The following is a 20,254-nucleotide window of genomic DNA, read 5'->3' as shown; positions in this document are numbered from 1 at the left end:
TCGCGACTCTGGTCTGTCACAGCCAACTTGACCATCGCAAGATCAGGATTACCCTGTCACTCAATAGCGCCGGCCGTCGCTCTCAACAGAGGCTGACGGCATGAGCCGCGTGTGAAGACAGGGAAAATCGCCATGGTCGAAAAGGCATTCGCCACGCCTACAGACATAGCCGCGAAGACGGCGTTGTTCATGGAGATCGAGCAGTATCCATATGCCTATGCGCCTGAGGACGATTCGAATTCCGGCATCATCGTCGGAAATAATCGCGGCATGGCCCTCGACACCCAGGCTACGCCATGAACACCCGCAAACCCCTCTTCCAATTCGGCTACCGCCGCAGTGCGGACCAGGATCGCCCCTCTCCGGCCCGACATCCCGTCATCGTCGTCGGCGCGGGTCCCGTCGGACTTTGCACCGCCATCGATCTGGCGCAACGTGGCATGCCTGTTGTGCTCCTCGACGATGCGGACCGGATCGGGGAAGGATCGCGCGGCATCTGCTATGCCAAGCGCACGCTCGAGATCCTCGATCGGCTCGGCGTTGCCGAAACCTGTCTTGAGAAAGGCGTGACCTGGAAGCTTGGAAAAGTGTTTCAGCGCGACGATCAGCTTTATGCCTTCGATCTGCTACCCGAGGCTGGGCACAAGATGCCGGCCTTCATCAACCTGCAGCAGTATTATCTTGAACATGCGCTGGTCGAGCGCGCTGCGGAGTTGCCCAATCTCGATATCCGCTGGCGCAACAAGGTGAACGGCCTCAAACGCCGTAACGATGGCGTAACGCTGACCATCGAGACACCTGAAGGCTCCTACGACCTCGATGCGGATTGGGTGGTGGCAGCCGATGGAGCCCGCTCCGCCGTACGAGGAATGCTCGGGCTCGACTTCCAGGGTGAGGTTTTCGAGGATCGATTCCTCATCGCGGATGTGAAGATGAAGGGTGACTTCCCACCCGAGCGCTGGTTCTGGTTTGATCCGCCGTTTCATGACGGCCGCTCCGCCCTCCTTCACAAGCAGCCGGACGATGTCTGGCGCATCGACCTTCAGCTCGGCCCCGAGGCCGATGCAAAGGCCGAGCAGGCGCCTGAGCGCGTGATCCCCCGGCTACGGCAGATGCTGGGACATGAGAATTTTTCTCTCGAATGGGTGTCGGTCTACACGTTCCAGTGCCGGCGCTTGGAGCGGTTCGTGCATGGCCGCGTGGCCTTTACCGGCGACGCAGCCCACCAGGTTTCGCCTTTCGGCGCGCGCGGCGCGAATTCCGGCATTCAGGATGCGGAGAACCTAGCCTGGAAGCTCGCGCTCGTCATCAAGGGTGAAGCACCGGAGAGCCTGATCGACAGCTACAATCTCGAGCGTTCGGCAGCAGCCGACGAGAATATCGGCCATTCGACCCGCTCCACGGATTTCATTGCTCCTCGCTCGGCGCAAGAGCTGCGCTTTCGCGATGCAATTCTTGCTCTCGCGCGTCACGCGCCCTTCGCCAAGCGGATGGTGAATTCCGGCAGATTGTCGATGCCCTCGACCTATGAGACGCTTTTGTTGACACCGGACGAAGACGCTTGGTCTGGCTCCGCCCGCCTCGGCGCGCCTTTACCGGATGCCCCGATGCGTAACAGCACCGGACAGCCGGTCTGGCTGCTCGAGGCACTGGGCGGCGAGGAGACCCTCATCCATGTGCCAAGCGCAGGGCCTCGGCCAACGGGCGCTCGCGTTCTCGTCATCGGTGAAGACCTCATCGATGCGGAAGGCGTCTTCGCCCAACGTTTCGACGCCACCCCCGGTAGCACCTATCTCGTGCGTCCCGATCAGCATCTCGCGGCACGCTGGAGGCACGTGGCATCGCCGCTGATCGAGCGTGCATCGCGCCGCCTAAGGGGTCTCGAGGAAAAGCACGCATGAGCACACTCGTCACCGAAGGCCAGTTTACCGATCCAGACCGCGCCTATCGCGCGCTGATCGAGGCTCATCGCGGATTATCGGATGAGGAGAGTGCCGCGCTCAACTCTTCACTCGTGCTGATCCTTGCCAATCACATCGGCGATCAGGCCGTGCTTCAGGAGGCTCTCGCTCTTGCGAAGCAGAGCATGGAGCAGACGAAATCAACGTCGGGCTGATGCGAAAGGCTGATCACTCGATGCCGAGATAGGCCGCCTTGATCTGGGGATCGGCAAGCAATGCCGAGCCCGCTCCGCTATGGGCGACCTTGCCGGTCTCCAGCACATAGCCGCGATCCGCAATCGCGAGAGCCGCGCTGGCATTCTGCTCGACGAGCAGCACCGTGATGCCATCCTTCTTGAGGAAAACGATGGCGTCAAGAATCTGATCGACGAGGAGTGGCGACAGGCCGAGCGACGGCTCATCCAGTAGCAGAAGCTTGGGACGGCCCATGAGCGCGCGACCGATGGCCAGCATCTGTTGCTGACCACCCGACAATCCACCGGCCAGAAGCTGCCTTTTCTCGGCGAGAACCGGGAACATGCCAAAGATGCGGTCGCGATCCTGATCGATCTCCCTGTCGCGCCGTCGATAGGCGCCGAGCCGCAGATTGTCCTCGACCGTCAGCGGCCCGAACACCTGCCGGCCCTCCGGCGACTGTGTGATGCCGAGTTCCACCCTCTGATGAGGCGGCAGACGATCGATGCGCTGTCCCTTGAAGCGGATCTCGCCGCCGGTCATCGGCTGAACGCCCGAGAGCGTGCGCAGCAGCGTGGTCTTGCCCGCTCCGTTCGAGCCGACCAGCGCGACGATCTCGCCCGTCTGAACATCGAGATCGATGCCCTTGAGCACCTCGATCCGGCCATAGGCACTGCGCAGATTCGCAACCTCAAGCACGGGCAGCCTCCCGTGCGCCGTGTTGTCCCAGATAAGCCTCAAGGACCCTTGGATCATCGCGTACCTCCCGCGGTGTCCCCTCGGCCAGCGGGCGCCCGCGCTCAAGCACGAGGATCCTGTCGGAGATCTTCATCACGAGCTTCATGTCGTGCTCGACGAGAACAACGGCGACGCCCCGATCGGCGACCTGCTTGATCAGGTGATCGATCTCCTCGGTCTCCACCGCATTGCAGCCAGCGGCGGGCTCGTCGAGCAGAAGCGCGCGCGGCTCTGCCGCGAGAGCGCGGGCAATCTCGAGACGCTTGCAGGCGCCGTAAGGCAACGACCCGGCCGGAACGTCCGCGACTTCCTTCAAGCCCACATCGGCAAGAAGATCGAGCGCTGCGGCCCGCGTCTCGCGGTTCTGGCGCGAGACGGAAGGGGCTCTGAACAGGGCCGGAAGAAGACTGCACTTTTCCCGCAGATGGCACCCCACCATCACGTTCTCGCAGGCGGTCATGCGCTGGAAAATCTGCAGGTTCTGGAATGTGCGGGAGAGCCCGCGCGCGGCAAGTTTGTGGGGGGCAAGCCCCGTCACATCTTCGTCAGCGAGGTGGATCGACCCGCGGCTCGCGGCATACACACCGGATACGATATTGAAGAGAGTGGTCTTGCCCGCCCCGTTCGGGCCGATGATCGACAGGATCCGCCCGGGATCGACCGAGAAGCTTACACCATCGACAGCCTTCACGCCGCCGAAGGAAATGCCGATATCCGTCGCCTTCAGGATGCTCATGAGCGTGCCCTCCGGAAGACCAGAGCCGAGAGACTCGGCACGATGCCGTTGCGCATGAAGATCATCGCCACGATGATGATGAGGCCAAGCAGAAGATGCTCGTATTCCTGAAAGATCGTTAGGGCCTGCGGAAGCGACACGAGCACGGCCGCGCCGACGATGCTGCCGACCACGGATCCGAGACCGCCCAGCACCACCATGGTAACGAGTTCCACCGAATGCAGGAAGCCCGCCTGATCTGGGTTGATGAAGCCATTCATGAACGCGAGAGCGGAACCGGCCAGCGAAGCGTAGACGGCAGCGATCACAAAGGCCTGCAGCTTGAAGCGCGCCACATCGACGCCGACGACCTGTGCAGCCACCTCGCTGTCGTGCAGCGCGCGGAAGGCTCGACCCGTCGGCGTCTCGTCGAGATTGAGTGCAATCCAGGTTCCGATGAGCAGGAGGCCACCCGTCACCCAGTACCATGTATAGGATCCGCTGACCCGCCAGCCGAAGAGAGACAATCTCTCGACCGGCATGCCATCCGGTCCGCCAGTCCAGCGGCTTTCCGTCGTGATGACGAGAGCGACCAGAACGCCGAGGCCCAAGGTGGCGATGGCGAGATAATGCCCTTTCAGACGCAGGATCGGGCGCCCCACCAGATAAGCGAGAGCAGCCGAGAGAACCGCCCCGATGAGAAGCGCAACCCACGGAGGAATGCCGAAATGAGTCGGCCCGATGGCGACCGCATAAGCACCGATACCGAAGAACGCCGCGTGTCCCAGGCTGACCTGTCCCGCCTGTCCCATGAGGATATTGAGGCCGATGGCGGCGAGCGCCGACACCCATACGAGCGAGGCCACACGGAAATAGTAGCTCGACGGAAAGACGAGCGGGAGAGCGGCGATCACGACCGCCAGCACGACGAGTGTGATGGAACGCTGGTTCACGAGAGCACGCATTCTCATACCCTCTCCACGACACGACGCCCGAATAGGCCCTGAGGCGCTGCGAACAGGACGATGAGGATAACAAGGAAAGCAAAGGCATCCTTGTAAGTCGAGCTGATATAGCCGGCGCCGAACGCCTCCAGCAGACCGAGCAACAACCCGCCGACGACCGCGCCGACCGGATTGCCCATACCGCCCAGCATGGCGGCGGCAAAGCCCTTCAGCGCCAGCAGCGTCCCGACATCGTAGCTCGTCAGCGTGATCGGCGTCACCAGAATTCCGGCAACCGCACCGATAGCGGCCGAACCGCCAAAGGCCAGAGCCATGATCGTGGTCGTGTTGATGCCGACCAGACGCGCCGCAAGCCGGTTCGCTGCGGTGGCAAGAACTGCCTTGCCCACGACCGTGTGCTCAAGAAAGACGTAGAGCGCCAGCACGACGATCGCAGTCCCGCCGAGCACCCAGAAGCTCTGCGGCTGGACGGCCGCGCCCAAGATATCGATCGGGCTCTCGCCCGTGAAGGCCGGCAGCTTGTGAAACTGCTTGTCGAAGACAATGGCAGCGAGGCCACGCAACAGGATCGATGCACCGATGGTGATGATGATGAGCGTCACGGCGGATGCACCGCGAGCAGGCTCGATGGCGAAGCGATGGAGCAGAAGGCCGATCGCGACGGCAGTACAAATGGCAATGAAAGCAGCCAGCGGCAAGGGCATTCCAGCTGCCGAGGCGAACACCGTCACCATGCCGCCAAGCATGACGAACTCGCCCTGCGCGAAGTTCACGACGCCCGAGGCATTGTAGATCAGGGTGAAGCCGAGTGCGACCAGCGCATAGACGGCTCCCACCGTCAGACCGGAAAAGAGGAACTGGAGGAACTCGGCCATGATGCTGTCCCGCGACCTTCAGGTTGCCGAACGGGAGGCCGACGAGCAGCCTCCCGTTCAATGGGTTGCAAGAAGAGATCAGCTTCCGGATGCGACCAGGTTCCAGTCGCCGCCCTTGATCTCAAGCATGCGGAAGGCCGAGAGGTCGAGGCCAAGATGGTCGGTGGGCGACGTATTCACGATACCGCCCGTGCCGACAAAGCCCTTGGTCTTCTCGATCTCGTCGCGGATCTTCTGGGGATCGGTCGAGTTCGCGCGCTTCATGGCCTCGACCAGAATGAAGAGACCGTCATAGGCGTGACCGCCGAAGGTCGAGACCGGCTGCTTCGTGGCACTCTCGTAGGTCTGCTTGTATTCCGTCACGACCTTCTTCTGCGGATCGCTCTCCGGCAGCTTGTCGCCGACGAGGAGCGCCGCAGCCGGGAGCCGAACACCTTCAGCCGCAGCACCGGCCAGATCGATGAAACTCTTCGAGGCCACGCCATGGCTCTGGTAGAACGGAATGTTCGTCATGCCGAGCTGGGCATAGTTGCGGGTCACGATGGCCGGTCCCTGACCGAAGCCAGGATTGACCACAGCCTGCACGCCGGCCGTGTTCTTGATCTTCGTGAGCTGAGCTGTCATGTCGCTGTCGCGCGGACCGTAATTTTCGTCGATGACGATCTGCATGCCGTAATTCGGAGCAACCTTGACGCATTGCGCACGCATGGAAGCACCGAAACCGTCTGTGCCCGAAATCAGGCCGATCTTGGTGAGGTTGCGCTTCTTCAGATCCTCGAAGATCTTCTCGCAGGCCATCTTGTCGGTGTGCGGCGTCTTGAAGACGAACTTGCGCACCGGATCGATCACCTCGATGGCACCGGCGAGCGAAATGAACGGAACCTTCGCCTCTTCGAAGACGGGGATCATCGCCATCGTGCTTCCGGTGGTCGTTCCACCGACCATGGCGATCACCTCGTCGTCCTCGATGAGGCGGGTCGCGAAGGTACGCGCCTTGTTGGCGTCGCCGCCGTCATCGTAGATCACCAGTTCGATCTTCTTGCCGGCAACGCCGCCAGCCGCATTGATCTTGTCGACATAGATCCGCAGCGTCTTGTCCTCGGGTTCACCGAGGAAGGACGACGGCCCGGTGACCGAGAGAACCGATCCGATCTTGACGGTGTCCTGGGCATGCACGCCATGGGTGAGACCGAAGCCCATGACAGAGGCGACGAGCAGAGTTTTGAGAGTTGCCTTCGAGTTCATTTGTTTCCTCCGAGTGTCGTTGTCGTTTGTTGTTCTTATTGTTGCGCAAGGATCAGGTGGCCAGGAGCCTGCAGATCATTGCAGGATGAGGGCAGTTGTGAAGGAAGGCGCGAAGCCGGCGTAGCTGTGCGCGCAGATCCTGCTGATCGTCGAAACATGCCATCCCGCTTTGCTCCCTGAAGGGCCGAGTGTTGGCTCATTGACGCTGTTTCTCTCATCAATATAATTGACCGGACGGTTGGTCAATAGTAAACAAGTCGCAAGACCATCCGCTTGCCATCAGCGAAAATTCGGGAGGGCCATGGTGGAGACCGATCTCATCATTACGGAGCGTCAAGAGGGCTATCGGGTCATCACCCTCAACAGGCCCGATCGCCTGAATTCCTTCAATGAGGCGATGCACGCAGCCCTGATGTCAGCCCTCCTCGACACAGAGGCGGACGACAGCTGCCGCGCTCTCATTCTCACGGGCGCCGGGCGCGGCTTCTGTGCCGGCCAGGATCTGTCGGACCGGGTCTTCAGCCCCGGCCAGATTCCGGACCTCTCCTCAACCCTGGAGCATCTCTACAATCCACTGGTCCGCAAGCTCCGTGCATTGCAGATGCCAGTCATTTGTGCAGTCAACGGCGTTGCGGCGGGGGCAGGCGCCAACATCGCGCTCGCCTGCGACATCGTCCTGGCGGCTCGCTCGGCCAAGTTCATCCAGGCCTTTGCAAAGCTCGGCCTGGTGCCGGACTCGGGAGGTACCTGGTTCCTGCCGCGTCTCATCGGCCCGGCGCGCGCCCGCGCGCTCGCCCTGCTGGCCGAACCGGTTCCGGCGGAGCAGGCGGAAGCCTGGGGCATGATCTGGAAAGCGGTCGACGATGCCGCCCTGATGGATGAGGCCCATCGCCTTGCCGCTCATTTCGCGGTTCAACCCACCATGGGGCTCGGGTTGATCAAGCAGGCGCTCGATGCCTCCGAGACGAACGATCTCAACCGGCAGCTCGATCTGGAACGCGATCTGCAGGGACAGGCAGGCCGCACGCCGGATTATCTGGAGGGCGTCACCGCCTTCTTCGAGAAGCGGCAGCCGAAGTTCTCCGGGAGGGCGTGATGGACGCACAATCGACCCGTCTGGAAAACGCGCCTCGCGAAATCGCCGAAGCATGCGCCGAGGCCATGTGGGCGGAGGATCAGGCGAGCCAAGGACTCGGCATGGAGATCGTGCGCGTGTCGCCCGGCGAAGCCGTCATCTCCATGACGATCCGCACCGACATGACGAATGGACACGGCATCTGCCATGGCGGCTTCATCTTTACGCTCGCCGATTCGGCCTTCGCTTTCGCCTGCAATACTTACAACCAGCGTACAGTCGCGCAGCACTGCGCGGTGACGTTCCTGCAGCCGGGGCGCCTGGGCGACAGGCTCACGGCCCATGCGGTCGAGCGCAATCGCTCGGGACGGTCCGGCATCTATGATGTGACGATCCATGACGGCAAAGGCGAAGTCATTGCCGAGTTCCGTGGTCACTCGCGCACCATCGCCGGCACGCTTCTCGGCTCAGACACGTAAATAAGAACGAACGAATGGGAGGTTCCCTTGCTTCAGATCCCGCTCCGTAAGCTCTCAGAACTCAAGCCCCAGTCGGCACTTCTCGATCACTACGAACTGGCATCGCGGGACGAGCTTTCCGCCTGGCAGCGCGAGCGCCTCGCCTGGTCCTTGCATCATGCCTATGAAAACGTGCCGCATTACAAGGCAAAGTTCGACGCGGCGGGCGTGCATCCGGATGACTTCAAGGAATTGAGCGATCTCGCCAAGTTTCCTTTCACCACCAAGGCGGATCTGCGCGACAATTATCCCTTCGGCATGTTCGCTGTGCCTCAAGACCGGATCGCCCGCGTGCACGGCTCGTCGGGCACCACCGGCAAGCCCACTGTCGTCGGCTATACGAAGCGCGACATCGACACTTGGGCCGATGTGGTGGCGCGCTCGATCAGGGCGAGCGGCGGGCGCCCCGGCATGAAGGTGCACGTGGCCTATGGCTACGGCCTCTTCACCGGCGGATTGGGCGCTCACTATGGCGCCGAGCGGCTCGGCTGCATGGTGATCCCCATGTCGGGCGGCATGACCGAGCGTCAGGTGCAGCTGATCCAGGATTTCAAGCCCGACATCATCATGGTCACGCCGTCCTACATGCTGGCGATCCTCGACGAGTTCAAGAAACAGGGCCTCGATCCGCGCCAATCCTCGCTGAAGGTCGGTATCTTCGGTGCCGAGCCCTGGACGAACGCCATGCGGACTGAGATCGAAGAAGCCTTCGACATCCATGCCGTCGACATTTACGGCCTCTCAGAGGTCATGGGACCGGGCGTCGCCTGCGAATGCGTGGAGAGCAAAGACGGGCTCCACATCTGGGAAGATCATTTCTATCCCGAGGTGATCAACCCGGTGACGGGCGAAGTCCTGCCGGATGGCGAGGAAGGCGAGCTCGCTTTCACGTCCCTGACCAAGGAAGCGATGCCCGTTATCCGCTACCGCACCCGGGACCTGACGCGCCTCCTCCCCGGCACGGCGCGAAACATGCGCCGCATGGAGAAGATCACCGGCCGCACCGACGACATGATGATTGTCCGCGGCGTCAACGTCTTTCCGACTCAGATCGAGGAAAAGCTCCTCACGATCCCGACCCTGTCGGGACATTACCAGATCATCCTGACCCGCGAAGGTCGGATGGACCAGGTGGAGATCCGGGCCGAGATCAGGCCGGATGCCGATTATCCCGAAACCCGAAAAGCGGCCGCCGAGCGCTTGAGCCAGGCAATTAAAGATACCATTGGCATCACGGCCCAGGTAAATGTCCTCGATCCTGAAGGAATCGAGCGCTCACTCGGCAAGGCAAGACGCGTGATCGACCGCAGACCGAAAGAATAGAAGACACCCATGGCCCGCACCCGTGCCACCGATTATGACGACAAGCGCCGGGCGATCCTCGATCGCTCGGCTGAACTCTTTGCCGAGCATGGCTATGACCGTGCCTCGATGAGCAAGATCGCCGAAGCCTGCGGCGTCTCCAAGGCCAATCTTTATCACTACTACAGGGATAAGGAGGAACTGCTCTTCGACGTCATCCGCTTCCATCTCGAAGAACTGCTCGAGGTGGTGGAGGCGGCAGACCACCCGGATCTCTCCCCGGCAGCTCGCCTAAAGGCACTGGTCGCGGCCTTGCTGGAGGCCTACCGCGATGCCGATGCCCAGCACAATGTGCAGATCAATGGCATGCGTCTATTGCCGGCCGACCGCCAGGGCGAGCTCAAAGCAGTGGAGCGCGACCTGGTGCGGATCTTCTCGGATGCCGTGGCGGGCGTCGCGCCGCAACTCAAGGGAACCAAGCTGCTCAAGCCCGTGACCATGTCGCTCTTCGGCATGATCAATTGGCATTACCTCTGGTTCAAGAGCACCGGCGAGGTGACCCGCGCGGATTATGCCGAACTCGTTTCGCAGCTGATCATGGATGGAACCCGCAATCTCCATGCGGAACCCGCCCCGTCGCAACGCGTCAGCGCTGCGGAATAGGATTTCCTTTAGCACTTAACCGTCACTGCAAGGAGGCTTGCTCACCGAGCCTGAGCGATGCTTGCCCCGGAACGCCAAGGCCAAAGCGCGAGAGCACCGGATGAACGAGACTCTGCCATTGGGCGACGAGTTCATCCCGGCCCTTCTGGCGCAAGCCGTATTTGCGATGCTGCGCGAAATGATCCGACGTGCTGCTGCCGAAGCTGTCGGCGACGCGCGGATACCAGTAATTGACTGAGGCCTGAGCGTCGGTCGGATCATGTCCTCTGTCGAGGGCTGCCTTCAGCCCATGCTCCCCGAGTTCGGCGTGGCGCTTCTCGACAGGCAAAATCTCCGACAGCGCATCGGCGAGCGGCTGATAGGAGCCACTGGTCAGCTCATCGAGCTGCACCACGGTCGCCTGCCCCATCAGGCAGTTCATGACCACGGAATCGACCCAGCCGTTGATCGGGTAGTGGAAGACGTTGAGGCGCATGTCGCCCTCTATGCGCCGTGTGCCGAGATTGACGCTGCGATCGAGGCGCGCCGCCCAGGGATGGGCACCGACATACTGCGCCGTATTGGCGCCGAACTGCTCCATCAGGTCGAGAACCTGCCGTGCATGATTGAACTTGTCGAAGACGATGCGTGTCGCCGTGATTCGCTCCTTCAAGCCGGGAGCCAGATTGATGCAATCGGCGAAGCCCGAGGCGCCTGCCATCTCGGAATCGACGAAGATCGCCATCAGGCGCATGAGCTCGCCACGATAGCGAGGCGTGACGTTGTCCGGCGCGCTTAAGCGCCCACCACCGGCCACGAAGTTGACGACGCTTTCTTCATCGACCATGGGAGCACCTTCCTGATTAGTTGCCTCATCACTTGTCGAAATCGACCAGGATCTTATCGCTCACCGGATAGCTCTGGCAGGTCAGGATATAGCCGCGCGCGATCTCGTAATCCTCGAGCGCGAAATTCGCATCCATGTCGACCTCGCCCTCGACCAGCATTGCGCGGCAGGTGGAGCAGACGCCACCCTTGCAGGCATAGGGAAGCTCCAGCCCCTCATGCATAGCGGCATCGAGCACCGAGGCCGTGCCTTTCTCGAAGGACAGGGTGCGAGAGCGCCCGTCGATGACGATGGTGGCCTCGCACAGGTTCTTATGGTCTTCCGCTGCTGTCTCCTCCGGCCTGCGCTGGCGGCGGCTCGGGGTCGAGGTGGCGAAGAGTTCGAACTTGATCTGCCGCTTGTCGAGCCCATGCTCTTCCAGGCTCTGGGCGACGCCCAGCATCATGTCCTGCGGCCCACAGATGAATGCCGTGTCGATGGACGCCACATCGATCCAATGGTCGAGAAGCTGGTCGCACTTCTCCTTGCTCAGCCGTCCGTTGAACAGATCGATATCCTGCTGCTCGCGGCTCAGAATATGGATGAGGCTGAAGCGGTCGAGATGCTCGTTTTTCAAATCCTCCAGTTCCTCGCGGAACATGATCGAGCTCGAGGCCCGGTTGCCGTAGAACAGGGTGAAGGAGGATTGCGGCTCGGCGACGAGGGTCGTCTTGACGATGCTCAGCAGCGGCGTGATCCCGCTGCCGGCGGCAAAGCCCACGAAGTGCCGTTTGCGGGTCCGATCGAGCGGCACGAAGAAATTGCCCATGGGTGGCATGGCTTCGATCGTCTGTCCGGGCGACAATTGCTCGCTCGCCCAGTTCGAGAAGGCACCGCCTGCGATCTTCTTGATGCCGACCCGGAGCTTGCCGTCCGTCGGCGCGGCGCAGATCGAATAGGAGCGTCGCACCTCGTCGCCGTCGATCTGGGTGCGCAGGGTCAGATACTGCCCCGGCGAGAAATGGAACGCATCCTTGTGCTCCTCCGGCACGTCGAGGGTGAGGACGATGGCGTCTCTGGTCTCGCGCCTCACATCGGCGACGGTGACGGGATAGAACCTGGTCATGGAGCGTCCGCTCGTTGTCAAATGCACTTGAAATAGTCGAAGGGCTCGAGGCATGCGCGACACTGGTACTGCGCCTTGCATGGGGTCGAGCCGAACTCGCTGATCCGGGCCGTGTCTTCCGAACCGCAGCGCGGGCAGGCGATCGTCAGGGGTTTGCGCAGGAAGCGGTCGAAGGGCGAGGGCTTGTCCGCATTCTTGGCCGGCGGCGCGATGCCATAGGCCTGAAGCCGCTGCCGCCCTTCTTCAGTGATCCAGTCCGTCGTCCAGGGCGGCGAGATGCGCCGCTCGATCCGCAGGTTGTCGAGACCTTTCGCCCGCAGCGCCATCTCGATGTCGAACGCGATGACGCTGGTCGCGGGGCAGCCGGAATAGGTCGGCGTGATCGCGACGACAAGCTCGTCGCCGTCCCAGCGCACATCACGAACGATCCCGAGATCCGTCACCGAGACCGCCGGCACTTCCGGGTCGGGAACGTCTCCCAGCCAGATCCTGATCTGATCCAGGTCCGGGCGCGTCAGGCTGTCCGTCATGGCATCCCGCTCCTTACCACGTCGCGTTGGGATAGGCCCGCTGCAGGAACTGGAGATCGGCGAGAATATAGCCGAGATGCTCGGAATGGAGCCCCTGCTTGCCGCCCTTCTGCGCCCAGCCTGGCTGTTGCAGGCTCAAGGTCGCCTCCTCCGCCGTCGCGCGTACGAGGCCGAGCCAAGGCTCACGCAGCGCCGCAGGATCGGGACCCAATCCCTCGCGGATGATCGCCGCGTCGACGGCATCGGCCTCGAACAGCTCGCCGGTATACACCCAGAGATCGTCGATGGCCGCCTGCATGCGGCGATGGCTCTCCTCTGTGCCGTCGCCGAGGCGCAGCACCCATTCCTGGCTCCGCTCCAGGTGATATGTGACTTCCTTGAGCGCCTTCGCGGCGGTCTCCGCGATGCGGCTGTCCGTAGAGCCGGTGAGTTCGCGCAGCAGCAGATAGTGCCAGGCATCGAAATAGAACTGGCGTGCCATGGTCATGGCGAAATCGCCGTTCGGCTGCTCGACCAGAAGCACGTTGCGGAAGTCGCGCGCATCGCGCAGATAGGCGAGCTTGTCGGCATCCCGCCCCTTGCCTTCGACCTCGCCCGCAAGGTTCAGCCAGAGCTGCGTCTGGCCGATGAGGTCGAGGGCGACATTGGAGAGCGCCAGATCCTCCTCGAGCGCCGGCGAATGCCCGCACCATTCCGACAGGCGATGTCCCAGGATCAGCGCATTGTCGCCAAGGCGCAGCAGATATTCGAAAAGCGCGTCCTGCCCGGCCATCACATATGCCCCAGCTCTTCAGGGATGTCGTAGAAGGTCGGATGGCGATAGACCTTGCTGTTGGCGGGATCGAAGAGCGGTCCCTTCTCGCTCGGCGAACTCGCCGAAATGTCGGACGCCCTCACGACCCAGATGCTCACGCCCTCGTTGCGCCGCGTATAGACATCGCGCGCATTCATGATCGCCATCTCGGCATCCGGCGCATGCAGGGAGCCCACATGCCGGTGAGACAGGCCATGCTGGCTGCGGATGAAAACCTCCCAGAGAGGCCATTCCTTCTTGTCGGTCATTGCTCCCTCCCGCTCACGCCGCCTTGGCTTTCGCCTGTGCCGCCTTCTTCGCCGCATAGGCGTCCGCGGCATCGCGCACCCATTGGCCCTCTTCGTAGGCCTTGACCCGCGTGCGCAGGCGCTGGCGGTTGCAGGGGCCGTTGCCGGCAATCACCTGATAGAATTCGTCCCAGTTGATCTCGCCGAAATCGTAATGCCCGCGCTCGGCATTCCACTTGAGATCCGGATCGGGAACGGTGAGGCCGAGATATTCGGCCTGGGGCACCGTCTGATCGACGAATTTCTGACGCAGCTCGTCATTGGAATTGATCTTGATCTTCCAGCGCATGGACTGCGCGCTGTGGACCGATTCCGCATCGGAAGGCCCGAACATCATCAGCGACGGCCACCACCAGCGGTTCAGCGCATCCTGCGCCATCTGCTTCTGCTCGGGCGTGCCCTGGGCGAGCTTCGTCAGCGCGTCATAACCCTGACGCTGATGGAAGCTTTCTTCCTTGCAGATGCGGATCATGGCGCGGGAATAGGGGCCATAGGAGCAGCGCTGCAGCGGCACCTGGTTCATGATCGCGGCACCGTCCACAAGCCAGCCGATGGCGCCGATATCGGCCCAGGTCAGCGTCGGGTAATTGAAGATGCTCGAATACTTGGCCTTGCCGCTGTTGAGCTGCTCCATGAGTTCGTCGCGGCTCACGCCCAGCGTCTCGGCGGCGCAGTAGAGATAAAGGCCGTGACCGGCCTCGTCCTGTACCTTGGCGAGCAGGATGGCCTTGCGCTCGAGGGTGGGGGCACGTGTGATCCAGTTGCCCTCCGGTTGCATGCCGATGATTTCGGAATGGGCATGCTGGGAGATCTGCCGGATCAGGGTCTTGCGATAGGCCTCCGGCATCCACTCCTTGGGCTCGATCTTGATGTCGGCATCGACACGGTCCTGGAAGGCGCGCTCCTCCGGAGACATCTCCTCCTTGGACTGGAGGTGCTCGACGCCCGTTTTCACCATCTGTGCATACACGGCGCTTCTCCCTGCCTTCTTAAAAAATCTGTTCTGTCGCCTCGGCCGGGCGCTCATTTCCGCCGAAAGGCCAAGCCTGACCGGAGGGAGCATCTCGCATTGCCCTGCGGTCACTGATTCAACGCGGATCGGGCACTCGTCGCCTCAAGCGCACGCAAAATCCCTCGCAGGCCATGGTGCTGATCTCAATATGTCACAAAAATTTTTCTTTTCAATATTTTTTGTAACGCATTTTTTCAGACGGCCTGCCGCGAAGCTACGGGGTGGACGGCCGCGAACCTCTGCCCGAAATCTCGGTCGACTGCCGGCAAGCCCCCCCGATCGTTCTGGGCATGGGCGTCGAGCCATCGCTCAGCAGCTGGAAGCAGGGTCTTGTAGATCGCACCGCACAGGTCTCGCGCAGCGGCCCCGGCCCAGGGCTTCGGCAGAAGCTGGGCGGGCAGCAGCGGGTCCTTCAGAACCGCCCGGCGATAATCGTGGATCAGGAGAATCCGAACCAGGAGCGCATCGAGATCCGTGAACGAGGCGCCCCGCTCCAGCGCCGCGAGCGTCTCAGAATAAGTATTGATGAAGCGCCTGTACCGACCTTCGATCTCCGCGAGGGGCCAGGCGCGCTCGGCCAGGCGCCGGGCGGTCGGCAGGTCGGCGGGCGATCCGGACAGGCGCAGGAAAGCACCTTCCCCGGCCGCAGCAGCCGGCGCAATCAGGAGGTCCGAGCTGAGAGAGCCATAGCCCGCCCCCGAGAGTTCGCCCCGAAGGGGACCTCGCTCCTGACCGTTGTCGAGAAGGAGGAGATCGAACGTGCCGCGCCAGTCCTGCGACGGCTCGGCATAGATCCGCAGAGTTGCCAGGGCAAAGGCCTCCTGCCCCTGTTCCGTGAGCCGGTAATAGCTGTTGCGGCCCACCTTCCAGCGCTCGAACCAGCCCTCCGAGACGAGACGGGACAGGGCGGTCCTGACGAGAGTGTCGCTGATGCGGAAGGCGCGCATGATGTCGTGCAGAGAACTCAACGACAGCACCCCGCCTCGGGGTAGGACCGCGTCGCCGAACACCGTCACGATCAACGAACCCGCCCGGATCGGCGTCCGCTCATGGAATGCGTCCAGGAGAGTTTCGACAAACGCGGCCATTCAGCTCACTCCGGTTGCTCCAAGCCCCGGACCTCATCGATCCACGAGCCATGCCTAATCTCGTCTATCCACGCCCGACTGCAACTGTCGAGCCTTGACGCCCGGCGGGGCGTCTCCCAAAATTCCTTGACTAACCGGCCGGTCGGTTAATAATGCGGGCAGGATAGCAGCATCGCCAATGCGGCTGCGCGGATCATTCCAAGGTGCCCCATGAGACTTGAAAGCTTCGTTCGCGGAAGTTGGATCTCGCCCGGCCAGGACCTAGCCCAGATCCACAGTGCCGTCACCGGCGACGTGGTTGCCGAAGTGGCGAGCGGCGGTCTCGACATGGGCGGGGTGCTCGCTTACGCCCGGCAGGTCGGCGGCCCCGCCTTGCGTCGGCTGACCTTCCATCAGCGCGCTGAGATGCTGAAACGTCTTGCCATTCATCTGTCAGAGCGCAAGGACCAGCTCTATAAGCTCTCGTACCAGACCGGCACCACCCGCACCGACAACTTCATCGACGTGGATGGCGGCATCGGCACGCTTTTCGTCTATGCCTCCAAGGGCCGGCGCGAGCTGTCCAACACTACCTTCCTTCTGGATGGAAATGTCGAACCCCTTTCGAAGGGCGGCAGCTTCGTCGGCCAGCATGTGATGACGCCGCTACACGGCGTCGCCGTTCACATCAACGCCTTCAATTTCCCCTGCTGGGGCATGCTCGAAAAGCTCGCGCCTGCGATCCTGGCCGGCGTGCCGGTGGTGACGAAGCCTGCGACGATCACCTCCTATGTGGCGCATGCGCTCGTGCGCATGATTGCTGAATCCCGTATCCTCCCGGACGGCGCGCTCCAATGCATCGTCGGTTCCACGGGCGATCTGTTCGATCACCTGACCTGCCAGGATGTCGTGTCCTTCACCGGCTCGGCCGACACGGCTCAGAAGCTACAGCGGCATCCGGTCATCGCGCGCGAATCCGTGCGCTTCATTGCCGAGCGCGACTCTCTGAATTCGGCGATCCTTGCACCTGACGCCGGACCTGGCACACCTGAATTCGACCTCTTCATCAAGGAGGTCGCGAAGGAGATGACAGTCAAGGCCGGGCAGAAATGCACGGCGATCCGGCGCGCCATTGCCCCCAGCGCCCATGTGTCTGCCGTGATCGAGGCTTTGGGTGAGCGGCTCTCCAAGATCAGGGTCGGCAACCCGGAGCTCGAGAGCGTCCGCATGGGGCCCGTCGTCGGCCTCGGCCAGCGCCGCGATGTGCTAGCGCAGGTGGCGAAGCTGCGGAGCGAAGCGGACATCGTTGTGGGCGATCCCGATAATTTTGCGGTCGAAGGCGCGGACCGCGAGCGCGGCGCCTTCCTTCCCCCTCTCCTGCTGCATTGCCCGGACCCGATCCGCGCCACCAACGTGCACAGCATCGAGGCTTTCGGACCCGTCTGCACGGTGATGGGCTATGACGGTCTCGATCAGGCCGTGGCCCTGGCCAATCGCGGCGACGGCAGTCTCGTGGCCTCCCTCTATACCTACGATCCCGCTGCCGCCGCCGATCTCGTCTTCGGCGTCGGCGCTTTCCACGGGCGCCTCGTGCTGATCGACCGCGACTGCGCCAAGGAGCAGACCGGACACGGCTCGCCGATGCCACATATGGTCCACGGCGGACCGGGGCGTGCCGGCGGCGGCGAGGAACTCGGCGGTATCCGCGGTGTGCACCACTACATGCAGCGCACAGCCCTGCAGGGCTCGCCCGCGATGCTCTCCCGCGTGACGCAAAGCTGGATCAAGGGCGCTCCGACCATCGAAGAGGGACGGCACCCCTTCCGCTATTATTTCGAGGACCTCGCCATCGGCCAGACCTTCGTCTCGAAGGAGCGCACGATCACCCTCGAGGATATCGAGCATTTCGCGGAATTCACCGGGGACACTTTCTATGCCCATATGAGCGAGGAAGCCACGAAGAACCATCCGTTCTTCCCCGGACGCGTCGCCCATGGCTATCTGCTCCTGTCTTTCGCGGCAGGCCTTTTCGTCGATCCGGATCTCGGACCGGTGCTTGCCAATTACGGTCTCGATTCCTTACGGTTCATCAAACCCGTGCAGCCGGGCGAGACCATCAAGGTCCGGCTGACGGCCAAATCCAAATCGCCGCGCAACGAGCAATACGGCGAGGTACGTTGGGACGTGGAGATCATGACGGACAAGGGTGAAACGGTCGCGACCTATGAGCTCCTCACGATGAACGCGGTGCGCCCATGACGGCGGCAGTCACACCTGATGGGACAGAACCTGTCAGGCTGGTCCAGACGATTCCTGTCGCCCTGATTGAGATCGACAATCCTCCGGTCAATGCCACGTCGCAGGCGGTCAGAGCGGGATTGCTCGCAGCAATTCAGGAGGTCGACCGCAATTCGCAGATCGAAGCTGTCGTGATTGCCTGCGCCGGTCGTACCTTCGTGGCGGGAGCGGACATTCGCGAGTTCGGTCAGACTCCTCGGGAGCCTCATTTGCCCGATGTGATCAACGCCATCGAAGCCTGCTCCAAGCCGGTCGTGGCGGCGGTTCACGGCACGGCTCTCGGCGGCGGCTGCGAGATTGCGCTGGCATGTCATGCCCGTGTGGCCGTGCCTGACGCGAGTTTTGGCATGCCGGAGGTCAAACTCGGGCTGGTTCCGGGAGCCGGAGGCACGCAGCGTTTGCCTCGGCTTGTCGGCTTGGAAGCTGCCCTCGATCTCGTGACGAGCGGAAGAACCGTGAAGGCGGCGGAAGCTCTGCGCCTCGGCCTCATTGACCGCCTCTCCTCCGGCGATCTGCGTCAGGATGCGATGGAACTCGCGCGAGAACTGGTCGGCCAGCCGCTGCGCCGCACCGGTGAGCGGACTGTGACAGCGCTGGAAACACAAGCCACAGTTGGAAAACTCGCGGAGATCCGCAGAAAGGCCAGAGGCGCCGAGGCGCCCGGGAAGGCTGCGGAACTTGTCCTGCTGTCTGCTACTCTGCCGCTGAGCGACGGCATGGCGCGGGAGCGTGAGACGTTCCTGGAGCTGCGTTCGTCCGAGCAGTCGGCCGCCCTGCGCCATGCCTTCTTTGCCGAGCGGGAAGTCACACGCCTTCCGGGGCTCGACTCAGTTGAGCCGCGTCCCGTCCAGAAGGTCGGGATCGTTGGTGCTGGAACGATGGGCTCCGGCATCGCCATTGCCTTTGCCGATGCAGGCTTCGACGTCAAAGTAGTCGAGACCAGCGAACAGGCGCTCGCCGCCGGGCAGGCACGGATCACGGACGTTTACGACAAGCAGGTTGCGAGCGGCCGGCTCACAACTGCGGCAAGGGACGAACGCCTGCAGGCCATTAGTTATGCGGTCGGGACGGATGCCCTGTCGGATCGCGATCTCGTCATCGAGGCGGTATTCGAGGATCTGGAGGTCAAGCGGACGCTGTTTCGCGATCTCGATGCGATCCTGAAGCCTGGAACGATCCTGGCAACGAATACCAGCTACCTTGACATCAATCTGATCGCCGCGGCCACGTCGCGGCCGGTCGATGTGGTGGGGCTGCACTTCTTCAGTCCGGCCAACATCATGAAGCTCCTCGAGATCGTGCGCACCGATGCGACGGCCGACGATGTCGTCGCGACGGGCCTGAGCCTCGCCAAGCGTCTGCGCAAGATTCCGGTCGTCTGCCGCGTCTGCGACGGCTTCGTCGGCAACCGCATCCTGTCGCGCTATCGCCAGCAGGCGGAGTATCTGCTCGAGGAAGGCGCTCTGCCGCATGAGGTCGATGCCGCTCTCGAAGACTTCGGCTTCCCGATGGGACCGTTTGCCGTTTCGGATCTCGCCGGTCTCGACATCGCCTGGGCGCGCCGGAAACGTCTGGCGCCGACCCGTGATCCGCGCGAGCGCTACGTTGACATTGCCGACCGCCTTTGCGAAGCAGGCCGCTTCGGCCGCAAGACCGGAGCCGGCTGGTATCGCTATGAGGGCGGCAAGCGGGAGATCGATCCCCTCGTCACCGCGCTCGTGGAGGAATCCTCGCAGCGGCGCGGGCTGACACGGCGCTCGATTTCGGCAGACGAGATCCAGTCGCGCATCCGGGCCGCCATCGTCAACGAAGCCTGCAAGATCCTCGACGAGCGCATCGTCGAGCGCCCGCTCGATGTCGATGTGGTGATGATGCACGGCTATGGCTATCCGGCCTGGCGCGGCGGGCCGCTGTTCGAGGCGGACCGCGTGGGACTGCAATCCATTCTCGATCAGGCGAGGGAGCGGGCCGAGCGGGACGGTCCCGGCTGGGAGGTCGCCGAAAGCCTCACCAGCCGCGCGGCCTCGAACGCGAAGTTCTATCCGTAAACCCGCGCCTCAAGAGTGCGGAATGAACGATAAAAG

21 protein-coding genes are annotated in these 20,254 nt (G+C 62.6%); 9 read left to right on the top strand and 12 right to left on the bottom strand.

The window, feature by feature from the left end; translation table 11 throughout:
• Positions 1-111: 111 nt before the first annotated feature.
• The 3 genes from JO965_RS04040 to JO965_RS04030 are packed head-to-tail and all read left to right on the top strand — an operon-like array spanning position 112 to position 2,116.
• Positions 112-300 (top strand): hypothetical protein, encoded by a 189-nt coding sequence (locus JO965_RS04040; protein WP_203442431.1) that lies wholly within the window; start codon positions 112-114, stop codon positions 298-300.
• Positions 297-1,901, top strand: a complete 1,605-nt coding sequence (locus JO965_RS04035; RefSeq protein ID WP_203442430.1) for an FAD-dependent oxidoreductase — start codon at positions 297-299, stop codon at positions 1,899-1,901. The genes JO965_RS04040 and JO965_RS04035 overlap by 4 nt, the downstream gene beginning before the upstream one ends.
• Positions 1,898-2,116, top strand: a complete 219-nt coding sequence (locus JO965_RS04030; protein ID WP_203442429.1) for a DUF2783 domain-containing protein — start codon at positions 1,898-1,900, stop codon at positions 2,114-2,116. Before JO965_RS04035 ends, JO965_RS04030 begins: the two co-directional genes overlap by 4 nt.
• 13 nt (positions 2,117-2,129) lie before the next feature.
• On the opposite strand, the gene JO965_RS04025 is transcribed toward JO965_RS04030, so the two are convergent.
• The 5 genes from JO965_RS04025 to JO965_RS04005 form a co-directional block, all read right to left on the bottom strand.
• Positions 2,130-2,834, bottom strand: coding sequence for an ABC transporter ATP-binding protein (locus tag JO965_RS04025; protein WP_203442428.1), 705 nt, complete (start codon positions 2,832-2,834; stop codon positions 2,130-2,132).
• Entirely contained in the window at positions 2,827-3,609 is a 783-nt protein-coding gene (locus JO965_RS04020; protein ID WP_203442427.1) for an ABC transporter ATP-binding protein, read from the bottom strand. Before JO965_RS04020 ends, JO965_RS04025 begins: the two co-directional genes overlap by 8 nt.
• Positions 3,606-4,553 carry a branched-chain amino acid ABC transporter permease gene (locus JO965_RS04015; protein WP_203442426.1) on the bottom strand — a complete coding sequence of 316 codons (948 nt, stop codon included), beginning with the start codon at positions 4,551-4,553 and terminating at the stop codon, positions 3,606-3,608. The genes JO965_RS04020 and JO965_RS04015 overlap by 4 nt, the downstream gene beginning before the upstream one ends.
• Before the next feature lie 2 nt (positions 4,554-4,555).
• Entirely contained in the window at positions 4,556-5,428 is an 873-nt protein-coding gene (locus tag JO965_RS04010) for a branched-chain amino acid ABC transporter permease (RefSeq protein ID WP_203442425.1), read from the bottom strand.
• Positions 5,429-5,506: 78 nt separating this feature from the next.
• Entirely contained in the window at positions 5,507-6,673 is a 1,167-nt protein-coding gene (locus JO965_RS04005; protein WP_203442424.1) for an ABC transporter substrate-binding protein, read from the bottom strand.
• A gap of 301 nt (positions 6,674-6,974) precedes the next feature.
• Between JO965_RS04005 and paaG the strand changes: the two genes are divergently transcribed.
• From paaG to JO965_RS03985, 4 genes are read left to right on the top strand one after another with little or no spacing between them, the layout of a single operon-like run.
• Positions 6,975-7,769: a 2-(1,2-epoxy-1,2-dihydrophenyl)acetyl-CoA isomerase PaaG gene (paaG, locus tag JO965_RS04000; RefSeq protein ID WP_371826829.1), complete on the top strand. Its 795-nt coding sequence runs from the start codon at positions 6,975-6,977 to the stop codon at positions 7,767-7,769.
• Complete coding sequence (gene paaI / locus JO965_RS03995; protein ID WP_203442423.1) at positions 7,769-8,227, top strand: hydroxyphenylacetyl-CoA thioesterase PaaI; 459 nt, start codon at positions 7,769-7,771, stop codon at positions 8,225-8,227. Before paaG ends, paaI begins: the two co-directional genes overlap by 1 nt.
• A gap of 27 nt (positions 8,228-8,254) precedes the next feature.
• On the top strand, positions 8,255-9,589 hold the full coding sequence (gene paaK / locus JO965_RS03990; protein ID WP_203442422.1) for a phenylacetate--CoA ligase PaaK: 1,335 nt from the start codon (positions 8,255-8,257) through the stop codon (positions 9,587-9,589).
• A 9-nt stretch (positions 9,590-9,598) separates the two neighbouring features.
• On the top strand, positions 9,599-10,231 hold the full coding sequence (locus JO965_RS03985) for a TetR/AcrR family transcriptional regulator (protein ID WP_203442421.1): 633 nt from the start codon (positions 9,599-9,601) through the stop codon (positions 10,229-10,231).
• Positions 10,232-10,253: 22 nt separating this feature from the next.
• Here JO965_RS03985 and JO965_RS03980 read toward each other — a convergent pair whose 3' ends face one another.
• The 7 genes from JO965_RS03980 to JO965_RS03950 all read right to left on the bottom strand — a co-directional run bounded on the left by JO965_RS03980 (position 10,254) and on the right by JO965_RS03950 (position 15,893).
• Positions 10,254-11,057, bottom strand: coding sequence for a Phenylacetic acid catabolic protein (locus JO965_RS03980; RefSeq protein ID WP_203442420.1), 804 nt, complete (start codon positions 11,055-11,057; stop codon positions 10,254-10,256).
• 28 nt (positions 11,058-11,085) lie between these two features.
• Positions 11,086-12,162: a 1,2-phenylacetyl-CoA epoxidase subunit PaaE gene (gene paaE / locus JO965_RS03975; RefSeq protein WP_203442419.1), complete on the bottom strand. Its 1,077-nt coding sequence runs from the start codon at positions 12,160-12,162 to the stop codon at positions 11,086-11,088.
• A gap of 17 nt (positions 12,163-12,179) precedes the next feature.
• The gene (gene paaD / locus JO965_RS03970; RefSeq protein ID WP_203442418.1) at positions 12,180-12,692 is read right to left on the bottom strand and encodes a 1,2-phenylacetyl-CoA epoxidase subunit PaaD; all 513 of its coding nucleotides are present in this window, start codon (positions 12,690-12,692) and stop codon (positions 12,180-12,182) included.
• Positions 12,693-12,705: 13 nt separating this feature from the next.
• On the bottom strand, positions 12,706-13,464 hold the full coding sequence (gene paaC / locus JO965_RS03965; RefSeq protein WP_203442417.1) for a 1,2-phenylacetyl-CoA epoxidase subunit PaaC: 759 nt from the start codon (positions 13,462-13,464) through the stop codon (positions 12,706-12,708).
• Positions 13,464-13,754, bottom strand: a complete 291-nt coding sequence (paaB, locus tag JO965_RS03960; protein ID WP_201829897.1) for a 1,2-phenylacetyl-CoA epoxidase subunit PaaB — start codon at positions 13,752-13,754, stop codon at positions 13,464-13,466. The genes paaC and paaB overlap by 1 nt, the downstream gene beginning before the upstream one ends.
• 13 nt (positions 13,755-13,767) lie before the next feature.
• Positions 13,768-14,763, bottom strand: coding sequence for a 1,2-phenylacetyl-CoA epoxidase subunit PaaA (gene paaA / locus JO965_RS03955; RefSeq protein WP_203442416.1), 996 nt, complete (start codon positions 14,761-14,763; stop codon positions 13,768-13,770).
• A gap of 236 nt (positions 14,764-14,999) precedes the next feature.
• Entirely contained in the window at positions 15,000-15,893 is an 894-nt protein-coding gene (locus JO965_RS03950; protein ID WP_203442415.1) for a PaaX family transcriptional regulator C-terminal domain-containing protein, read from the bottom strand.
• Between the two features lie 210 nt (positions 15,894-16,103).
• Between JO965_RS03950 and paaZ the strand changes: the two genes are divergently transcribed.
• A complete protein-coding gene (paaZ, locus tag JO965_RS03945; RefSeq protein ID WP_203442414.1) occupies positions 16,104-18,131 on the top strand; it encodes a phenylacetic acid degradation bifunctional protein PaaZ in 2,028 nt (675 codons plus the stop codon).
• Complete coding sequence (locus JO965_RS03940; protein ID WP_203442413.1) at positions 18,128-20,218, top strand: 3-hydroxyacyl-CoA dehydrogenase NAD-binding domain-containing protein; 2,091 nt, start codon at positions 18,128-18,130, stop codon at positions 20,216-20,218. The genes paaZ and JO965_RS03940 overlap by 4 nt, the downstream gene beginning before the upstream one ends.
• Positions 20,219-20,254 lie beyond the last annotated feature (36 nt).

The organism is Microvirga sp. VF16 (assembly GCF_016864375.1).
Lineage (GTDB): Bacteria > Pseudomonadota > Alphaproteobacteria > Rhizobiales > Beijerinckiaceae > Microvirga.
The sequence above is the reverse complement of the archived record's forward strand: the minus strand, read 5'-3'. Positions and strand labels throughout refer to the sequence as shown.